Genomic DNA, 18672 nt, shown 5'->3' on the forward strand with positions numbered 1-18672 from the left:
GCCAGCGAACATGCCTCAGGCGACGCTCGTACCGTTCGGTTACCCGATAGTAAACTTGACTGCGCTTGGCAACAATAAATTGCTGCGACACGGTAAAATACGCGTGCTGGACTCAAGTTTGAGTTTATCGCGTTATGGGTGATCGATGCCGGAAAAAGTGATGGTCTATCGCGCAAAAGAAAAGCCGCCCGTGAAAAAAATCACGGGCGGCTTTCCTGTTTCTAGCCCCGTCGGCTTAGAGCGTACGGGTGATGTGTTCCACGCGGAAGCACTCGATGACGTCGCCAGCGCGAATGTCTTCGTAGTTCTCGAAGGCCATACCGCATTCCTGACCCATCGGCACTTCCGAGACTTCGTCCTTGAAGCGCTTGAGCGTCTTGAGCTTGCCTTCGTGGATGACGACGTTGTCGCGCAGCAGGCGGACACCTGCACCACGCTCCACCTTGCCCTCGACGACACGGCAACCCGCGACCTTGCCGGTCTTGGTTATGTTAAACACTTCCAGGATTTCGGCATTGCCGAGGAAGGTTTCGCGACGTTCCGGCGAAAGCAGACCCGACATCGCCGCCTTCACGTCATCCACCAGATCGTAGATGATGTTGTAGTAGCGAAGCTCGATACCGCCACGTTCGGCGGCCGTACGGGCCTGTGCGTTGGCACGGACGTTGAAGCCGATGATCGCGGCGTTGGACGCTTCGGCAAGCGAAAGGTCCGATTCCGTGATGGCACCTGCGCCCGAGTGAACGATGCGCGCACGCACTTCGTCGGTGCCGAGCTTGTCGAGCGACGCGATGATCGCCTCGACGGAACCCTGCACGTCGCCCTTGATGAGCAGCGGGAATTCCTTGTAGCCGGTGTTCTGCAGCTTGCTCATCATCTGTTCGAGCGAACCGCGCTGACCGGACTGGCGGGCAACCGCCTTGTCGCGAGCAAGACGCTGGCGATATTCGGAAATCTCGCGTGCACGGCTTTCGTTTTCGACGACAGCGAAGCGGTCACCGGCAGCAGGCGTACCCGACAGGCCGAGGATCTCGACCGGCATGGCAGGTCCCGCTTCCTTGACGTGATCGCCCTTGTCGGTGACGAGGGCGCGAACACGGCCCCACTGGTCGCCGGCAACGATGATCTGGCCTGGCTTCAGCGTACCCTTCTGGACGAGGACGGTCGCAACCGCACCACGACCGCGGTCGAGCTGGGCTTCGATGACGATACCTTCAGCGGTACGGACCGGGTCAGCCTTGAGGTCGAGAATTTCGGCCTGCAGCAACACGGCTTCGAGCAGCTTGTCGAGGTTCGTCTTGTTCTTGGCCGAAACTTCGACGTCGAGCACTTCACCGCCGAGCGATTCAACGAAGACTTCGTGCTGCAGAAGCTGCTGACGGACCTTGTCCGGGTTGGCTTCGTGCTTGTCGATCTTGTTGATCGCCACGATGATCGGTACACCGGCAGCCTTGGCATGGCTGATGGATTCGATCGTCTGCGGCATCACGCTGTCATCGGCTGCGACCACGAGGATCGCAATATCCGTTGCCTGTGCACCACGGGCACGCATGGCCGTGAAGGCGGCGTGACCGGGGGTGTCGATGAAGGTGATCTTCTGGCCGTTCTGTTCGACCTGATAGGCACCGATATGCTGGGTAATGCCACCGGCTTCACCAGACACGACGTTGGCCTGACGGATCGCATCAAGCAGCGAGGTCTTGCCGTGGTCGACGTGACCCATGATCGTCACGACCGGAGGACGCGAGATCATTTCGACGGCGTCGTCGGCAACGTCGAAGATACCTTCTTCAACGTCGGATTCCGAAACACGCTTGACGGTGTGACCGAATTCGCTGGCGATGAGTTCTGCAAGGTCGGCGTCGATGACGTCGCCCGGCTTCATCATCTGGCCTTCCTTCATCAGGTACTTGATAACGTCGACGGCGCGTTCGGACATACGCTGCGACAGTTCCTGAATGGTGATGGTTTCCGGCAGGATGACTTCGCGGATAACCTTTTCACGGGTTTCCTGCATCTGGCTGCGGCGGAATTTTTCCTGGCGACGGCGCATGGCGGCCATCGAGCGGCCACGGTTGTTGCCGTCGTCGTCCGTGCTGGCAGCAGTGATCGTCAGCTTGCCCTGGCGGCGACCTTCGTCGGCCTTCGGACGTGCAGGTGCCTTTGCCGGAATGACGACCGGTGCCTTGCCACGGTTCGGAGCGCCACCACGCGGCGGGCCGCGACGGTCGTCTTCTTCCGTAACGTTGCGGCGGCCGGGAACGGCGGCAGCAGTGCCGGGAGCGGCAGGACGCGTCGACTGCGGACGGTTTTCCTGATTGCGATTACCGGCAGGTGCAGCGGCAGCCGGCTGAGCGGCCGGTGCTTCAACGACAGGTTCCGCAACAGGCTCGGGCTTCGGCAATGCGGCGATGCGCGCAGCTTCGGCTTCCGCCTCGATGCGGCGCTGTTCTTCCTCGACCTTGCGGCGGGCTTCGTCTTCTGCGCGCTTCTGGGCTTCAATAACTTCGCGAGCCTGAGCTTCTACCAGCGCGCGACGGCGGGCGTCCATTTCGCTGGCCGAGAGGTCATGCAGCACGGCGCCGCGGGGGCGTTCGGGCTGGCGGACCTGCGTCGGCGCAGGGCGATGGGCCTGCGTCTGCTGGTGGACACGCGTCTGGGTCTGAGCCGGTGCAGGCGTCGGTGCTGCCGGGCGCGGTGCAGGTGTGGCTGTCGCAGCCGGAGCGGCGGCAACGGGTGCGTGCGTTTCAGCGCGCGGAGCCGGCGTTGCGATCGGGGTGATCGGCTTTTCGTCCTGTGGGCGGGTCGGGCGGCGTTTCACCGTTTCGACGACGACCGACTTCGTACGGCCGCGCCCCATGTCCTGGCGCACGGTACCCTGGCTCATCCCTGAAGGCTTCAAGGTGAGGGTCTTTTTCACGCCGGCTGTCTTGTCGTCTTTGTTGTCCGTCATTCCGTTCCTGTTCCTTCGCACAGGACCGGATGAGGAACATCAGACCCTGTGTTTCAATACACGTCGTTCAATGCGGCAGCCGGCTTTTGCCGGTACCCGTGTCATGTCTCTGACCGGCCAGCGCCGCCATTTGCTCCGGAAGGACCGCCATGACGGTACGTTTCGAGCATGGTTGCGCGCTTCACTACACCTTCACCCGCCTGGCCTGCAAGCGCCACGGCATGGATAAAAGCATTCTGGCCCATCAGTTCGTCCATTTCGGCCGAGGTAAACAGCCGGAAAGAAGGAATCTCCTCTTCCAGGCCGTTGCCCAGCCGCCAGGCCTTTCGGGCCTGGTCGATCTTGCGTATGCCGTCCGCGGCGGCGTCCGACGCGTGAAACACGGCCAGAGCCTCGCCCGAACGGACAGCGGCATCCACTTTCGTTGCGCCGGTCACGAACTGGCCTGCCTTGCGGGCCATGTTCATCATGCCTGTCACCTGGGCGGCCAAAAGCGTGTCCACCAGGGCGACGAGTTCCGGCTCCGCACGCACCTCCTTGTTTTTCAGGGCGCGTGCAAAAATCTTGCGAGCCACGGCCTTTTCGACCAGAGCCCGTTCCGCCTTAACCCAGCAGCCGCGACCGGGCAGCTGGCGTTTCAGGTCGGGAACCACCGTCCCGTCAGGGCCGGCCACGAAGCGGATCAGCGTTTCAGGCGATCCGGCTTCGCGTGTCACGATGCAGGTGCGGTCGTTGAAAACCTCGTCCGCAGCCTGATCTTCGTGATCACCGTTGGCAGAAGCCTCGGCAATCATTCCTGTTCAGCGGCTTCCGCCTCCTCCGAGGTTTCGGCTTCTTCGGCCTCTTCAGCGGTCGCAAGGTCAGCCTCGGTGATCCAGCCGGCCAGAAGACGGGCCTGCACGATCATGTTCTCGGCTTCGACGCGGGAAACGTCGAACTTCGAGAACGTGCCCTCGAACTTCTTGGTTTCGTTGTCCTTGCGCTCCGACCAGCCGACCAGATCGTCTGCTGCGCAGCCGGCAAAGTCTTCGACCGTCTTGATGCCTTCTTCGCCGAGCGCCACCAGCATCTGGGCGGTGAGGCCGTCGATCTGCTTCAGCTCGTCCTGAACGCCGAGCGCCACGCGCTTGGCATCGTTTTCGGCTTCGATACGCTCCAGGAATTCCTTGGCGCGCGTCTGGATCTCGTTGGCGGTGTCTTCGTCGAAACCATCGATCGAGGCGATTTCGTCGAGTTCGACGTAAGCCAGTTCCTCGACGGCGGCAAAACCTTCAGAAGCAAGCACCTGGCCGACCATTTCGTCGACGTCCAGCGCTTCCATGAACAGGTTGGTACGCTCGTTGAATTCCTTCTGACGGCGTTCCGACTCTTCGGCCTCCGTCATGATGTCGATATCCCAGCCGGTCAGCTGCGATGCGAGACGGACGTTCTGGCCGCGACGGCCGATGGCCAGCGACAGCTGCTCGTCCGGAACCACGACTTCGATGCGCTCTGCATCCTCGTCGAGAACGACCTTGGCGACTTCAGCCGGCTGCAGGGCGTTGACGATGAAGGAAGCCGGATCCTGGCTCCACGGAATGATGTCGATCTTTTCGCCCTGAAGCTCGCCGACAACGGCCTGAACGCGCGAACCACGCATACCGACGCAGGCGCCGACCGGATCGATCGACGAGTCGTTGGAAATGACGGCGATTTTCGCACGCGAACCGGGGTCACGGGCAACCGACTTGATCTGGATGATGCCGTCGTAGATTTCCGGCACTTCCATGGTGAAGAGCTTCACCATGAACTGCGGATGCGTACGCGACAGGAAAATCTGCGGGCCACGCTGTTCGCGGCGCACGTCGTAAACGTAAGCGCGGACGCGGTCGCCGTAGCGCATGTTTTCGCGCGGGATCATCTCGTCACGACGGATGATGCCTTCGCCACGGCCGAGATCGACGATCACGTTGCCGTATTCGACGCGCTTGACTGTACCGTTGACGATTTCGCCCATGCGGTCCTTGAACTCGTCGAACTGGCGGTCACGCTCGGCTTCGCGCACCTTCTGCACGATGACCTGCTTGGCCGACTGGGCGGCGATGCGGCCAAAGTCCATCGGCGGCAGCGGATCGGCGATGAAGTCGCCGATCTTGGCGTCGACATTGCGGTCGCGGGCGAGCGCCAGCGGGATCTGCGTGCCGTAGTCTTCGGCATGCTCGACCACTTCGAGAAGACGCTGAAGGCGGATTTCGCCGGTCTTCGAATTGATGTCGGCGCGAATATTGGTCTCAGAGCCGTACCGCGAACGTGCGGCCTTCTGGATCGCGTCGGCCATGGCGGCCAGAACGATTTCGCGGTCGATGACCTTTTCGCGCGCAACTGCATCTGCGATCTGCAGAAGTTCAAGCCGGTTCGCACTCACTGCCATAGTCGTTGGTCTCCGTAGGTCGAAATGCTGACTGCCGTTTCAGGCAGGGTTTCGTTTGTTATTCTGCGTCTTGTTCGTCTTCGTCGTCGTTCTGGTTGGCCGCCTGCTTGGCAAGCTTGTCGGCTTTCAGAGCGTCACGGATCAGGTCGTCCGTCAGGATCAGCTTGCCCTCGGCCAAAGCCGAGAACGGAATGGTCACATGCGCTTCTTCGCCGGCAGCCACCTGGTCGCGCTCAAGCACAAAACCGTCTTCACTGGTCTCGCCGATCTTGCCACGGAAACGCTTCTTGCCGTCGACCAGGATCGAGGTCTCCAGCTTGATGAGATGGCCGGTCCAGCGCGCGAAATCGGACTTGCGCACCATGGGGCGATCGATGCCCGGCGACGACACTTCCAGATGATACTCCTTGTCGATGGGATCTTCCACATCGAGAACCGGCGAAATGGCGGTGGACACGGCCTCGCAGCCTTCGACATCCATCGTGCCGTCTTCGCGCTCGGCCATGATCTGCAGTGTCATGCCGTTCTGGTTCATCATGCGGACGCGCACCAGACGGAAACCCATGCCGATTAGCGTGGGTTCGATGATTTCTGCGATCCTGAGGTCAAGGCCAGTCTCGACGATGAGACGCGGCTCCAGTTCGGTTGGCTGCATGTTTTATCCGGCGTTTTATCGCTCAAAAGCGAGGCTTGTCCCGCGACCGGCTAATAAAAAAGAGCGGGTCCTTGCGGGCCCACCCTTCATCAGACGATCAAGAATTTAAAGGCTATATACGCTCCGAGCCGTAGGATTGCAAGGGTTGCGCAATCATGCCTTAGCGTCACCTAAACCATATCGGCATCGACCCGGTTTTCGGCTTGCCCTCGACAGGCATGTCTCTAGGTTAGCGGGTAACAAGAATCATCCAGGAACAGCACAGTGCCCAACCGGGTGTCGCCTCTCGCGCCTTTCAGCCACCAGACATTCCGTACCGTCTGGCTCGCCAGCATCTCCTCCAATCTCGGCGGGTTGATCCAGGCGGTGGGTGCCGCCTGGATGATGACCTCGATCACCAGTTCGCAGGATATGGTGGCGCTGGTGCAGTCATCGACCACCCTGCCGATCATGCTGTTCTCGCTGATTTCGGGCGCGCTGGCCGACAATTACAATCGTCGCGGCATCATGCTGACGGCGCAGATCTTCATGCTCGTCGTCTCGTCGCTTCTGACGCTCTGCGCCTATCTCGACGTCCTGACGCCTTGGTCTCTTCTGACCTTCACCTTCCTGATCGGCTGCGGCGTGGCGCTCAACAACCCGTCCTGGCAGGCCTCGGTCGGCGACATGGTGCCGCGAGACGTGGTGCCGGCAGCCGTCACGCTCAACAGCGTCGGCTTCAATATCACCCGCAGCGTCGGCCCGGCCATCGGCGGTGCCATTGTCGCGGCGGCGGGTGCGGCAGCCGCCTTTGCCGCCAACACGGTCAGCTATCTGGCGCTGATCTACGCGCTGGTGCGCTGGCGCCCGCAATATATCAAGACCAAACTGCCGCGCGAAACCATGCTGCGCGCCATCTCGGCCGGTATCGGTTACGTGGCAATGTCGCCCAACATCCTCAACGTGATGTTGCGCTCCTGCGTTTTCGGCTTCTCCACCACCATCATCCTGGCGCTTCTGCCGATCGTTGCACGTGATCTGGTGGCTGGTGGCCCGCTCACCTATGGCATCATGCTTGGCGCCTTTGGTCTCGGCGCCATCGCCGGCGCCTTTTCTAATGCGTATTTACGCGAAGCATTTACGTCGGAAACCATCGTCCGCATTTCGTTTTGCGGTTTTGCCTTCAGCGGCGTGGTCATCGCCTTCAGCAGCAATGCATGGCTCACCACCGCCGTCATGCTCATTCCCGGCGCCTGCTGGGTCATGGCGCTGTCGCTGTTCAATGTCACCGTGCAGATGTCGACGCCGCGCTGGGTGGTCGGTCGGGCGCTGTCGCTCTATCAGACAGCGGTTTTCGGCGGCATGGCGGCCGGCAGCTGGATCTGGGGTCTGGTGGCCGAAAACCACGGTGCGCCGTTTGCCTTTCTCTGTTCCGCCGCCGTCATGCTTCTGGGCGTGGCAATCGGTCTTCGCATGCGCCTGCCACAGTTTGAAAGCCTCAACCTCGATCCGCTCAATACGTTCAGCGAACCGTCGCTGCGCCTCGACCTGAAGGCGCGAAGCGGCCCGATCGTGTTGTTGATCGACTATACGATCGGCGAGAAGGACGTGCCAGAGTTTCTCGAGCTGATGTCGCAGCGTCGCCGCATCCGCATCCGCGATGGCGCCCGCCAGTGGACACTGATGCGTGATCTGGAAAACCCGGATATCTGGACGGAAACCTATCACACCGCCACCTGGGCCGATTACGTGCGCCACAACCAGCGCCGAACCCAGGCGGATGCCGATGTCTGGAAGCGCATTCGCGAACTGCATGTCGGCGAAGTCGGCCCGCGCGTGCACCGCATGATCGAACGTCAGGCCATCCCGCCGCGCGACGATATCTTTCACAAGGCGTCGATCGATCTGCATCATTGAGATCGAGCAAGCTGAAACTCAGCCTATCGCAACTTGCCCTTCAACGAGGCATCCGGATAACAGGTCTGCGCGATACCGCTCTTGGCCTGCCAGTCGCCCAGTGAACGACGCGTCTTGAAACCTGGCAATCCATCGACATTGCCGACATCATACCCCTTGGCGACCAGCGCCTTCTGCATGGCCAGCACGTCGGAGCGCAGCATCTTACCGACATCGCCCCATTGTGACTGGAAAGGTCCCGCCCCATAGGCGATGCGATCGGCCAGATTGCCGATGAACAGCGCATAGAGGTCGGAATTGTTATATTCCTTGATGACGTAAAAATTCGGCGTCACCAGAAATTCCGGCCCGCCGCGCCCGGCCGGTACCAGCATCATGCCATCGGCCTTCAGGTCGGCCGAGGGAAACGCCTTGCCGGTGATCCGCTCGATGCCGATGCCGGCCCAGGCGGACACCGGCTTGGCCAGATCCGGCCCTTCCTGTGCGCAGGAAACATTTTGCGGAATGCTGACTTCAAAACCCCAGTCGCGGCTGCGCTGCCAGCCTTCCTTTTGCAGGTAATGACCGATCGAGGCGAGCGCATCCGGCACCGAATTCCAGATATCGGCGCGGCCATCGCCGTCGAAATCAACGGCATATTTCAGATAGCTGGTTGGCATGAATTGCGGCTGTCCCAGCGCGCCGGCCCATGATCCCTTCATGGTCGCGGCATCGACATCGCCACGCTGGATCATCTGCAAAGCCGCAATCAATTCTTCGCGGAACATGTCCTTGCGGGTCGACATGAAGGCTTTTGTCGCCAGAACCTGCACGGCGGAATAGGGCATGCGCGCCTTGCCGAAACCGGATTCCCGGCCCCAGATGGCAACGATCACTTCACCCGGAACGCCATAGGCGGCTTCGATCTTCTTCAGCGTCGAACCATAGGTGCTGGCCAGCCCGCGGCCGGTCGTCGCCAGTCCCTGCAGGCGCTTTTCGTTGAAGTAAGCGCCCGGCGAGGAAAACTCTGCCTGGCTCTGGTCCTGTTTCTTCGGAGGCGTGGTGCCCGGCGGCACCAGATCCGGCAGGTCCCAGTTCAGCGAAACTCCGTCGAAGGCAGCCATGATTGTGCGCTCGGAAACGCCGGCCTTTCTGGCGGCAGGAGAAAGATCGCTGGCGATCCATCGCTGGAACTGTTTTTCGACATCCGGCTTGTTCTGGGCAAGGGCGGGCAGGGGGAGGAAGGCGAGAGCGCTGGTCAGTAGTGCGGCCAGTTTCGTTTTCATGGCTTCCTCCTCAGATTGCCGTGCGTGCGCGCAGTGCTGCACTCAGCGTGCCTTCGTCGAGATAATCCAGCTCACCGCCCACCGGCACGCCATGCGCCAGCCGGGTGATGGCAACACCGAGATCGGCCAGCCGATCGGTAATGTAATGCGCCGTCGTCTGTCCCTCGACGGTGGCATTCACCGCAATGATGATTTCCTTGATCCCGCCCTCGCTCACCCGGTCGATCAGACCCTTGATGTTGAGATCATCCGGCCCGACGCCATCGAGCGGCGAAAGCGTGCCGCCGAGAACATGATAGGCGGCGTTCATCACGGCGGCCCGTTCCAGCGCCCAAAGGTCGGACACGTCCTCAACGACAATAATGACGGATTGATCGCGGCGGTCGTCGGTGCACACCGTACAGGGGTCGATCGTATCGACATTGCCGCAGCGCGAGCAGACTTTCACCTTGTCATAGGCCTCGCCCATGGCGGCCCCGAGCGGACCCAGCAACTGGTCCTTCTTCTTGATCAGGTGAAGCGCTGCCCGTCGGGCGGAGCGGGGGCCCAGTCCCGGCACTTTCGCCAGAAGCTGGATGAGTTTTTCGATTTCAGGACCGGTAACGCGTTTTGCCATGCGCAGCTTTTAGCCCATATGTGAGGCAAACGGAATCTCGGAAGGTGGTCTGATCGCATGAAACTTCTCGCCGTCTGCCTCGGTCATGCGGAAAAACTGCCGGGCAAATCCTACAAGACCGGCATCAACAAGCATGCCGTCAATTCATCCGTCATGATCGACCGCGAAGGCCTCGTCGGCGATGCAGTCTGCAACGGCAAATACCACGGCGGCCCGGAACAGGCAGTGCTTCTGGAAGGATCGCTGACGATGGACTGGTGGTCGCATAAGCTTGACCGGCCTCTGCCACCCGGCACGTTCGGCGAAAATCTCGTGATCGAAGGCCTCGATAATCGCGACGTCAGCGCCGGCGATCGTTTCGTGTTCGAAAATGGCCTCGAATTGCAGGCGACCTCGGCGCGTACGCCCTGCGCCACGCTTGCCGCGCGTATGGGAGATCCGTCGATCGTGAAAACCTACAGGCAGGCCATGCGCCCCGGCATCTATTGCCGTGTTCTCAAACCCGGAATGGCCATGGCTGGCGATGGTGTCGAACACATTCGCCACGACGGCGCAAATGTGCCCATCCCGGAAATGCTGGAGAAATTCGGCAAGCGACTGGTCGAAGCCGATGCTGCACGTTTCCTTGACGCCCCCATCCATGCGGATATGCGCGAAGCCATCATCGCCGGCAAACCGGCAAAGTTCTGATGTCGGCCTCAGCGCGTCGCAATCGCCGCCGCAGCCCCGGCCATGGTGCCGGCCGAAATCCGGTTGGCGATCTTTACAGCTCGTGGGCTTTTCAGAAACTGTCGTGCCTTTGCCGCCAGCGCCATCCACGCGACATCGACGGTTGCAAGAACGATGACCATCGCCGCCACCAGTTCCGCCCAACCAACCAGGGTCACGCCGGCAAGGTCGATGATGGAAGGCAGAAGCGCCACGTAAAACATCATGATTTTGGGATTGCCGAGTGTCACCGTCAGGCCGGCCCCAAACATTTTTAGCGCCGAACGGCTTTCCGGCAGGTCTTCACCACCGACGTCGGCAGGGGCGAACCACATTTTCCAGGCCAGATAGAGAAGATAGGCAACGCCGATCCACTTGATCGCCACGAAAACCGGCTGAAAGCTTTCGGCAACGGCGGCAAGACCGGCCACGGCGAGCGACAGCCAGATCGCCTCGCCCACCCACATGGCGGCAATGAATGGCAGAACATTGCGCCATCCCTTGGAAAGCACGCGTGCCACAAGGGCTGCAATGCTCGGGCCGGGAGAGCCTGCGGCTACAAACAGGGCGGCTGCGAAAACCAGAATGGATGTGAATGTCACGGCCGCGCTCCTCCAAGCGTAAGTAAAATCGGGCGCATCCCACATGAGATGCGCCCGATCCTGTCGAAAGAATCAGAACGGGAACTTCATACCCGGCGGGATCGGCAGGCCGGCGGTCAGTTCGCGGGTTTTTTCCGCGGTGGTTGCGTCGGCCTTGTCCTTGGCATCCTTGTGGGCGGCGATCAGCAGGTCCTCGAGGATCTCGACTTCCTCTTCCTTGAACAGGGAAGGATCGATCTTCAGGCCGAGCATCTCGCCCTTGCCGTTCAGGCGCACGGTCACGAGACCGCCACCCGATGTGCCTTCGACTTCGAGAAGGGCGATATCCGCCTGCATCTTCTCCATCTTGGCCTGCATTTCCTTGACCTTGCCCATCATGCCCATGATGTCGCGCATCGGTAATCTTCCTTATTGATCGGTGTCGATGTCGTCGCCGGACAAAATATCGCCCTCGGCGGTTTCGATCACGGCCGGTGGGGCCGCTGTCTCGTCGTCGTCGGATGTGTCGTCAACGCGAATGCGCACGTCGATAACCTTGGCGCCCGGAAACTGGCCGAGAATTGCCATGACATCGGGGTCGGAACGAGCGTCGGTAAGGCGCACTTCACGCGCCGAATTGTCGATTTCGACAAGCGTCGCCGAGCCCTCTTCGCGGCTGAGCGAGACGATCCAGTGAATACCGGTCCATTCCTTCAGCTTCACGCCGAGTTCACCGGGAAGCGAAGCGGGACCGCCTTCGGTCAGGCGCATGTCCAGCCGACCGGGCTCCACCTTCACCAGTCGCACGAAATTGCGCACCAATGCCTTGAGTTTGGCGTCACGGTTTTTCACGCACAGATCGACAATGTCGTTCAGCGAGCTGACGGAAACTTGCGGCGCAGCCTTTTCGGCCGGTTGCTGCTCGATCCGCCCAACCGGCATCTCCTGACGTTCCGGCATCGGCACAGAATGCAGGCGCGCCGTCGCGCCATTGCCGCCAATGCCCTGCGGCATGCCGATTGCGCGCGCGCTGGTCATCGGCGCAGATTGCATAGCCTGCGATCCGCCGCCGCCATTACCGTTCGGCGCACCACGCGGAGCGGCACCTTCGCCACCGCCATTGGCTATATCCAGCATTCGTTTTGCGGCTTCTTCCGGTGAAGGAAGGTGGGCAGCATGCGTCAGGCGGATCAGCACCATTTCGGCAGCGCCGGCAGGCCGCGAGGAATTTTCCGCTTCCGGAATGCCTTTCAGCAGCATCTGCCAGATGCGTGACAGCGTGCTCACCGCTACCGATTGAGCGTAGTCTGCACCACGCGTGCGTTCCACTTCGCTGAGCGATGGATCGTTGGCGGCATCGGGAATATATTTGAAACGGGTGACGAGATGGGTGAAGTCGGCAAGATCCGTCAGCACCACGACCGGGTTTGCTCCGGCCTCGTATTGCGCCGTGAATTCGGAAAGCGCTGCCGTCACGTCGCCGGCCACGACATGGCCAAACAGGTCGACGATACGGGCGCGGTCGGCCAATCCCAGCATGCCGCGCACGGTATCGGCATGCACGCTGCCGCCGCCATGTGCAATCGCCTGGTCCAGTAGCGAAAGGCCGTCACGCGCAGAACCTTCGGCCGCACGCGCGATCATGGCGAGTGCTTCTGGCTCGGCGGTAATGCCTTCCTTCTGCGCGATCGTGCCAAACAGGCCGACCAGATCGGCGGCACTGATACGGCGCAGGTCGAAACGCTGGCAGCGCGACAAAACGGTGATCGGAACTTTTCGGATTTCCGTCGTCGCAAAGATGAATTTCACATGTTCCGGCGGCTCTTCGAGCGTCTTCAAGAGGCCGTTGAAGGCCTGCGTAGACAGCATGTGCACTTCGTCGATGATGTAGACCTTGTAGCGCGCCGACACCGGACGGTAACGCACCTGTTCGATGATCTCGCGGATATCGTCGATACCGGTATGCGAGGCGGCGTCCATCTCGATCACGTCGACATGGCGGCCTTCCATGATCGCCTGGCAATGTTCGCCGGGTTCGCGCAGGTCGATGGTCGGGCGATCCATCTCGGCGGTCTTGTAATTGAGGCCGCGCGCCAGAATGCGGGCGGTCGTGGTCTTGCCCACACCGCGTACGCCGGTCAGCATGTATGCCTGGGCAATACGGCCGGTCTCGAATGCGTTGGTGAGGGTGCGGACCATCGGCTCCTGGCCGACCATCAGGTCCGAAAAATCCTTGGGGCGATATTTGCGCGCCAGAACCCTGTAGCCGCTGCCGGCCGGGGTGTTGCTCGCTGATGTGGACCCGCTATCGCTCATAAATATCCTGCCAGCCTGTACGGGCCATTCCGGCCGCAAGGTTTATGACCGGACCGGACGCTGACCAAGATGAGAGGGTGGGAGGCTGGCACGGCGACCCGTGCCTGGCTCGTTAGGGCTGCTTCCTTCCGGACCTGACCCGGTTGGCGAGTGGCTCGTCCACCACCAACCTCCCACCGCTCATATCGTCAATATCGCTGGTAAATGCAAGCCAAGCCTGTAAAAATCTGTAGACGTCATCGACCGCCCTCAGAAAAAGACTGAAAATACCGGAGGATTTACCCCATGCCATCGTTGCAAAAGGCAGCGTTTGAACTGGACGAGCGGCTGGCCCGCGATACGGTGCTGGCCACGGTCACCGGCCTGTGTCAGTTGCGGATCATGAAGGATGGCCGATGGCCCTGGGTCATGCTGGTGCCGCAACGGCGCGGCATCACCGAAACGTTCGAGCTGACCCCTCTTGATCAGGCCATGCTCACCTTCGAGACCAACATGGTGGCATCGGCGTTGAAGAAAGTCACGGGCGCGAAAAAGATCAATGTCGGCGCGCTTGGAAACATCGTCAGCCAACTCCATGTGCATATCGTCGCGCGTTCCGAAGGCGACCCGAACTGGCCCGGCCCGATCTGGGGTTTTGGTTCGGCTGAACCACGCAACGAGGCCGACATGGAAAAGTTTATCAAGGCGCTGACGAAAGCGCTCTGATCCGACGCACGCAATCACATGAAGGCCGACATGACAAAAACGCTGTTCGATACCGACGCTCCCCATCCCGAACCGGGCAGCCTGACGGCCTTTGCCGGCAACATGCTCGACCGTCAGGCCGAATACCGGGCGGATGATTGCGTGGAAAAGGCTTTTGCCATCGACGGCACGCATATCTTCGCGTTTTCCGGCGCAAAACTCATCCTCAAGCATGATGACCGCGTCCTCGATCCGCTGTTTTCGGCCTATGAACTGTCGGACCTGCAGCCGGATTTCGATAATGCCATCCTGCTTGGCTACAAGGAAAGCGGCGAGCCGCGCATCGCCGTGCCCGTCGGCATCGCGGCGGATGAGCTCGCCGGCCATTTCAAGCCGGCCGATGCCCGCGCGCTGTATCGCGATGCGCTGCTGGAAGGCGAAATTCTCGGTGAGGTGGCGCAGGCCGTCAGCCTTTTGCAATGGAATGGCGCCAACCGTTTTTGCGGAAAATGCGGCGCACCGACGGAAACGAGGCTCGGCGGCTACAAGCGCGTCTGCACGGCCTGCGATCACATGATGTTCCCACGCACCGATCCGGTGGTGATCATGCTGACGGTGGATGTCGAAAAGGATCTCTGCCTGCTCGGCCGCAGTCATCATTTTCAGGAGGGCATGTATTCATGCCTCGCCGGTTTCGTCGAACCCGGCGAAACGATAGAGCACGCCGTGCGGCGGGAAACGTTCGAGGAAGCCGGCATCGAAACCGGTCGCGTGCGTTATCACGCCTCGCAGCCCTGGCCGATGCCGCATTCGCTGATGATCGGCTGTTATGCCGAGGCGACCTCGGAAGAAATCAAGATCGATCCGCAGGAAATGTCGGACGTGCGCTGGTTCACCCGCGCCGAAGTGGCCACCATGCTCGATGCCGGGCAGGACAGCCAGTTTTTCGCCCCGCATCCCGGTGCCATCGCCTACAGGCTGATGCGCGACTGGATCGATTGGTAAACTTCGATGACGGTCGCCCGCTCGGAGCGTCTGCTGACACTTCTGCAGGTGCTGCGGCGCTATCGCCAGCCGGTCAGCGGCAAGATTCTGGCGCAGGAAACCGGCGTCAGCCTGCGCACGCTTTACCGCGATATCGCCAGTCTGCAGGCGCAGGGGGCTTTGATCGAAGGTGAAGCCGGTCTCGGTTATGTGCTGAAACCCGGCTTCATGCTGCCACCGATGATGTTTTCACCCGAAGAGATCGAGGCGCTGGTGCTCGGTTCCCGTTGGGTGGCAAAGATGGCAGACCCACGCCTTGCCGCCGGCGCCGTCGATGCGCTGGAAAAGATCGCCGCCGTCCTGCCGCCGGACCTGAGGCAGGAAATCGACAATTCCACCCTGCTGGTCGCCAATCCGCGCCGTCAGGAGGACAAGTCGGATCTGCTGCTGATCCGCAAGGCGATCCGCGCCGAACATATCCTTGACCTTGCCTATTCGGATGAAAAGGGCACGCCAACACAGCGCCATGTCTGGCCGTTTGCGCTCGGCTTTTTCGATAGCGTGCGGGTGATGATTGCCTGGTGCGAACTGCGCAACGGCTTTCGCCACTTTCGCACCGATCGTATCGCCTCTGCGGTCTCATTGGAAAAACGCTATCCGCGGCGGCGTGCAGCTCTCTTGAAGGAGTGGCGTGAAGCGGAAGGCATTCCTCCTGCAGTCTGATGCCGCTGCTGACAGGATTTGACAGCAGGTGCGCATAAGGTCCGCTCAGTCCCAACCAAGGAGCACTGAGATGAACCACCCCGATTTTGTCATTCTCTACGTCGACAATACCTCTGCCAGCACCGGCTTTTACCGTGATCTGCTCGGCGCTGAACCGGTCGAAAATTCTCCCACCTTCTCGCTGTTCGTGCTGTCCACCGGCATGAAGCTTGGCCTTTGGTCGCGCCACACGGCGCTGCCGCAGGTAACGGGTCAGAGTGGCGGCTCGGAAATCGGTTTCCGCGTCGATACGGTCGCCGACGTCGATCGCATCTATGCCGATTGGACTGCTCGCGGCCTTCGCGTGCTGCAAACCCCGGTCAATGCGGATTTCGGCTACACATTCACCGTTACCGATCCGGACGGCCATCGCCTGCGCGTCTACGCCCGCGCCGTCTCGGAATAAAACGAAAGAAGGCGGCGTTTTGATACGCCGCCTTCCTCAGATCCGGTTATGCCGCCAGCCTTACAGCGTGCCCCGCATGGCATGGCCCTTGTAGACACCCAGAATGCGCACCTTTTCAGAGAAGAACCGCAGTTCTTCCAGCGCGCGGCGCAAAGCCGGATCGTCCGGATGGCCCTGCACGTCGGCATAAAACTGCGTGGCGATGAATTTGCCGCCGATCTGGTAGCTTTCCAGCTTGGTCATGTTGATGCCGTTGGTGGCAAAGCCGCCCAGCGCCTTGTAGAGCGCTGCCGGAATGTTGCGCACGTTGAAGACGAAAGTGGTGACGATCACCTCGGCCGGGTCCTCGCGGGTAGCCCATGCCTCGTCGCGCGACAGAATGACGAAGCGCGTCACATTGTTTTCCGAATCCTCGACATTTTCGGCAAGAATTTCCAGCCCATAGAGGTCGGCGGCCAGACGCGGCGCAAGGGCCGCCATCGAACGGTCACCCATTTCCGACACCAGCTTGGCGGCACCGGCTGTGTCCCCGGCAACGACGGCCTTCCAGCCATTGCTGCGAATGATTTTTCGGCATTGGCCAAGCGCATGGATATGGCTGTGCACGGTGCGGATCTCGTCGCGTTGCACGCCCGGCATCACCATCAGCTGGAACCGGATCGGCATGAAATATTCGCCGATGATGTTGAGGCGCGATTCCGGCAGGAGGTGGTGGATGTCGGCCACGCGGCCGGCCAGCGTGTTTTCGATCGGGATCATCGCCAGATCGGCCTCGCCGTTTTCCAGTGCGTTGAACGCGTCCTCGAAGGTCGGGCAGGGCAGCGGTTCCATGTTCGGAAACATGTCGCGGCAGGCCATGTCGGAATTGGCGCCGTAATCGCCCTGGAAGGAAATGCGGTTGGTCACGGTCATTGTCATGTCCTTCACTTGGTACGGCCGGCGAGGATCGCCCGCGCCTTGTCGAGATCCGCGGGTGTGTCGACGCCCAGCGGCACCGAATGCACGATTTCCACGTCGATACGCATGCCGGCTTCCAGCGCCCGCAGCTGTTCCAGTTTTTCGCGTTGCTCCAGCGCGGATGGCTTCATCGAAACGAAACGCGCAAGCGCAGCGCGGCGATAGGTATAAAGCCCAATATGGTGATAGAGCGGGCCGTCGCCATAAGGCGCGGTCGTGCGGGTAAAATAGAGCGCCTTCAGGCGTGTGTCGGAGATCGGCGAGCCGACCACCTTCACCACATGCGGGCTGGCCTTCTCATGCTCGTCGGTGATCTCGACCGTCAGCGTGGCGATATCCACGTCCGGGTTTTCCATCGGCTTCAGCGAAGCCTGCACCACTTCCGGCTCGATGGTCGGCAGGTCGCCCTGCACGTTGATGATGAATTCGGCCTTGGCATCCGGGTCCACAAGCTGCACGGCCTCGAAAATGCGGTCCGAACCGGACTGGTGATCGGCGCGGGTCATGACCACTTCGAAACCGGCTTGCTTCACCACGTCGAACACGCGCTGGTCGTCGACGGCAACGATGACGCGGCCGACATTGGCTTCCGTCGCGCGTTTCGCCACCTGGATGATCATCGGTAAGCCATTGATATCGGCGAGCGGTTTGTCCGGAAGACGGGTCGACGCCATGCGCGCCGGGATCAGAACCAACGTCTTGTCGGAAGCCAAAGTCATGGTGGTAAGCCCTTCAAATCTGGTGCGAATAGTGGCAAAACGTCTCAGTTGCGAGTGCTATATTCGGATTGCACGCGTGCTGCAAAAGACATAGCTTTTCAGCGATTTCAAGATAGGCTGCTCGTATTGGGCGGTGAGGAGGAGGGTATTTGTCGTGAACCCCTATGTGAATATGGGCGTGGGAGCCCTGTTGGCCTCGGTCTTCGTTCTGATGTCGGTTTCGATCGCGTCGGAAGGACTGTTCCATTCGCCAGCGCCGGAAAAACCCGGCTTCGAGATCGTCGCGGAAGAAGCAGCAGCCGGAGGCGGCGGGGAGGCCGCAGCAGCGGCAGCCGTGCCGATCGCACAGCTTCTCGCCAGTGCCGATGCCAAGGCCGGTGAAACCGTCTTCAAGAAGTGTCAAAGCTGTCATGACGCGACCAAGGGAGGGCCCAACAAGGTTGGTCCCAATCTCTTCGGTCTCGTCAATCGCCCGATCGCCACGCATGAGGGCTTCAGCTACTCGGCTGCCATGAAGGATTATTCCAAGGGTGGCGAAGAAAAGTGGACCTACGATCACCTCAGCCACTTCCTTACCGCGCCGAAGGCCTACATCGCCGGAACCGCCATGGGCTTTGCCGGCATCAAGAAGGATGAGGAGCGCGCCAACCTGATCGCCTATCTGCGCACGCTGGCCGATACGCCCGAGCCTCTGCCGGATCCGGCGGCACCGCCGCCGGCCACCAACTGATCATTTCGCTGAATATATATATAAAGCCCG

General features: G+C 60.9%; 18 protein-coding genes and 1 other RNA gene. 7 read left to right on the forward strand and 12 right to left on the reverse strand.

The features are described from left to right. Nucleotides 1-235: 235 nt before the first annotated feature. From infB to rimP, 4 genes are all read right to left on the reverse strand, one after another. Entirely contained in the window at nt 236-2953 is a 2718-nt protein-coding gene (gene infB, locus AAIH70_RS17000; RefSeq protein ID WP_132276049.1) for a translation initiation factor IF-2, read from the reverse strand. Between the two features lie 101 nt (nt 2954-3054). Beyond that, complete coding sequence (locus AAIH70_RS17005; protein WP_132276051.1) at nt 3055-3747, reverse strand: RNA-binding protein; 693 nt, start codon at nt 3745-3747, stop codon at nt 3055-3057. Beyond that, nucleotides 3744-5363, reverse strand: a complete 1620-nt coding sequence (gene nusA / locus AAIH70_RS17010; RefSeq protein ID WP_132276053.1) for a transcription termination factor NusA — start codon at nt 5361-5363, stop codon at nt 3744-3746. The genes AAIH70_RS17005 and nusA overlap by 4 nt, the downstream gene beginning before the upstream one ends. A 58-nt stretch (nt 5364-5421) precedes the next feature. Beyond that, entirely contained in the window at nt 5422-6018 is a 597-nt protein-coding gene (rimP, locus tag AAIH70_RS17015) for a ribosome maturation factor RimP (RefSeq protein ID WP_132276055.1), read from the reverse strand. A 264-nt stretch (nt 6019-6282) separates the two neighbouring features. Here rimP and AAIH70_RS17020 point away from each other — a divergent pair, with 264 nt between their 5' ends. Beyond that, on the forward strand, nt 6283-7914 hold the full coding sequence (locus tag AAIH70_RS17020) for an MFS transporter (RefSeq protein WP_132276057.1): 1632 nt from the start codon (nt 6283-6285) through the stop codon (nt 7912-7914). 23 nt (nt 7915-7937) lie between these two features. Here AAIH70_RS17020 and AAIH70_RS17025 read toward each other — a convergent pair whose 3' ends face one another. Both AAIH70_RS17025 and recR read right to left on the reverse strand, forming a co-directional pair. Next, nucleotides 7938-9179, reverse strand: a complete 1242-nt coding sequence (locus AAIH70_RS17025) for a lytic murein transglycosylase (RefSeq protein ID WP_132276059.1) — start codon at nt 9177-9179, stop codon at nt 7938-7940. A 10-nt stretch (nt 9180-9189) separates the two neighbouring features. After that, a complete protein-coding gene (recR, locus tag AAIH70_RS17030) occupies nt 9190-9795 on the reverse strand; it encodes a recombination mediator RecR (RefSeq protein ID WP_132276061.1) in 606 nt (201 codons plus the stop codon). A gap of 57 nt (nt 9796-9852) precedes the next feature. Between recR and AAIH70_RS17035 the strand changes: the two genes are divergently transcribed. Further along, on the forward strand, nt 9853-10485 hold the full coding sequence (locus AAIH70_RS17035) for an MOSC domain-containing protein (RefSeq protein WP_132276063.1): 633 nt from the start codon (nt 9853-9855) through the stop codon (nt 10483-10485). Nucleotides 10486-10493: 8 nt separating this feature from the next. Here AAIH70_RS17035 and AAIH70_RS17040 read toward each other — a convergent pair whose 3' ends face one another. The 4 genes from AAIH70_RS17040 to ffs all read right to left on the reverse strand — a co-directional run bounded on the left by AAIH70_RS17040 (nt 10494) and on the right by ffs (nt 13574). Further along, nucleotides 10494-11105, reverse strand: a complete 612-nt coding sequence (locus AAIH70_RS17040; protein WP_132276065.1) for a LysE family translocator — start codon at nt 11103-11105, stop codon at nt 10494-10496. 72 nt (nt 11106-11177) lie between these two features. After that, a complete protein-coding gene (locus AAIH70_RS17045; RefSeq protein ID WP_132276067.1) occupies nt 11178-11501 on the reverse strand; it encodes a YbaB/EbfC family nucleoid-associated protein in 324 nt (107 codons plus the stop codon). Between the two features lie 12 nt (nt 11502-11513). Continuing rightward, nucleotides 11514-13400 (reverse strand): DNA polymerase III subunit gamma/tau, encoded by a 1887-nt coding sequence (locus AAIH70_RS17050; protein ID WP_132276069.1) that lies wholly within the window; start codon nt 13398-13400, stop codon nt 11514-11516. A gap of 77 nt (nt 13401-13477) precedes the next feature. Next, nucleotides 13478-13574, reverse strand: an RNA gene (gene ffs / locus AAIH70_RS17055) — signal recognition particle sRNA small type. Between the two features lie 111 nt (nt 13575-13685). On the opposite strand from ffs, the gene AAIH70_RS17060 reads away from it, so the two are divergent. The 4 genes from AAIH70_RS17060 to AAIH70_RS17075 all read left to right on the forward strand — a co-directional run bounded on the left by AAIH70_RS17060 (nt 13686) and on the right by AAIH70_RS17075 (nt 16236). Further along, nucleotides 13686-14105, forward strand: a complete 420-nt coding sequence (locus tag AAIH70_RS17060) for an HIT family protein (RefSeq protein WP_132276071.1) — start codon at nt 13686-13688, stop codon at nt 14103-14105. A gap of 30 nt (nt 14106-14135) precedes the next feature. Continuing rightward, nucleotides 14136-15089: an NAD(+) diphosphatase gene (nudC, locus tag AAIH70_RS17065; protein ID WP_132276073.1), complete on the forward strand. Its 954-nt coding sequence runs from the start codon at nt 14136-14138 to the stop codon at nt 15087-15089. 6 nt (nt 15090-15095) lie between these two features. Beyond that, nucleotides 15096-15791 (forward strand): helix-turn-helix transcriptional regulator, encoded by a 696-nt coding sequence (locus AAIH70_RS17070; RefSeq protein ID WP_132276075.1) that lies wholly within the window; start codon nt 15096-15098, stop codon nt 15789-15791. A gap of 70 nt (nt 15792-15861) precedes the next feature. Next, nucleotides 15862-16236: a VOC family protein gene (locus tag AAIH70_RS17075; protein WP_132276077.1), complete on the forward strand. Its 375-nt coding sequence runs from the start codon at nt 15862-15864 to the stop codon at nt 16234-16236. A gap of 60 nt (nt 16237-16296) precedes the next feature. Here the strand turns inward: AAIH70_RS17075 and AAIH70_RS17080 are convergent, their stop codons facing one another. Next, on the reverse strand, nt 16297-17154 hold the full coding sequence (locus AAIH70_RS17080) for a prephenate dehydratase (RefSeq protein ID WP_430034973.1): 858 nt from the start codon (nt 17152-17154) through the stop codon (nt 16297-16299). 5 nt (nt 17155-17159) lie between these two features. Beyond that, entirely contained in the window at nt 17160-17912 is a 753-nt protein-coding gene (locus AAIH70_RS17085) for a 3-deoxy-manno-octulosonate cytidylyltransferase (protein WP_132276081.1), read from the reverse strand. Between the two features lie 154 nt (nt 17913-18066). Between AAIH70_RS17085 and AAIH70_RS17090 the strand changes: the two genes are divergently transcribed. Next, entirely contained in the window at nt 18067-18642 is a 576-nt protein-coding gene (locus tag AAIH70_RS17090) for a c-type cytochrome (RefSeq protein ID WP_132276083.1), read from the forward strand. The last annotated feature ends 30 nt before the right edge of the window (nt 18643-18672 follow it).

This window comes from Neorhizobium sp. BT27B (genome assembly GCF_050455485.1).
Taxonomy (GTDB): Bacteria; Pseudomonadota; Alphaproteobacteria; order Rhizobiales; family Rhizobiaceae; genus Neorhizobium.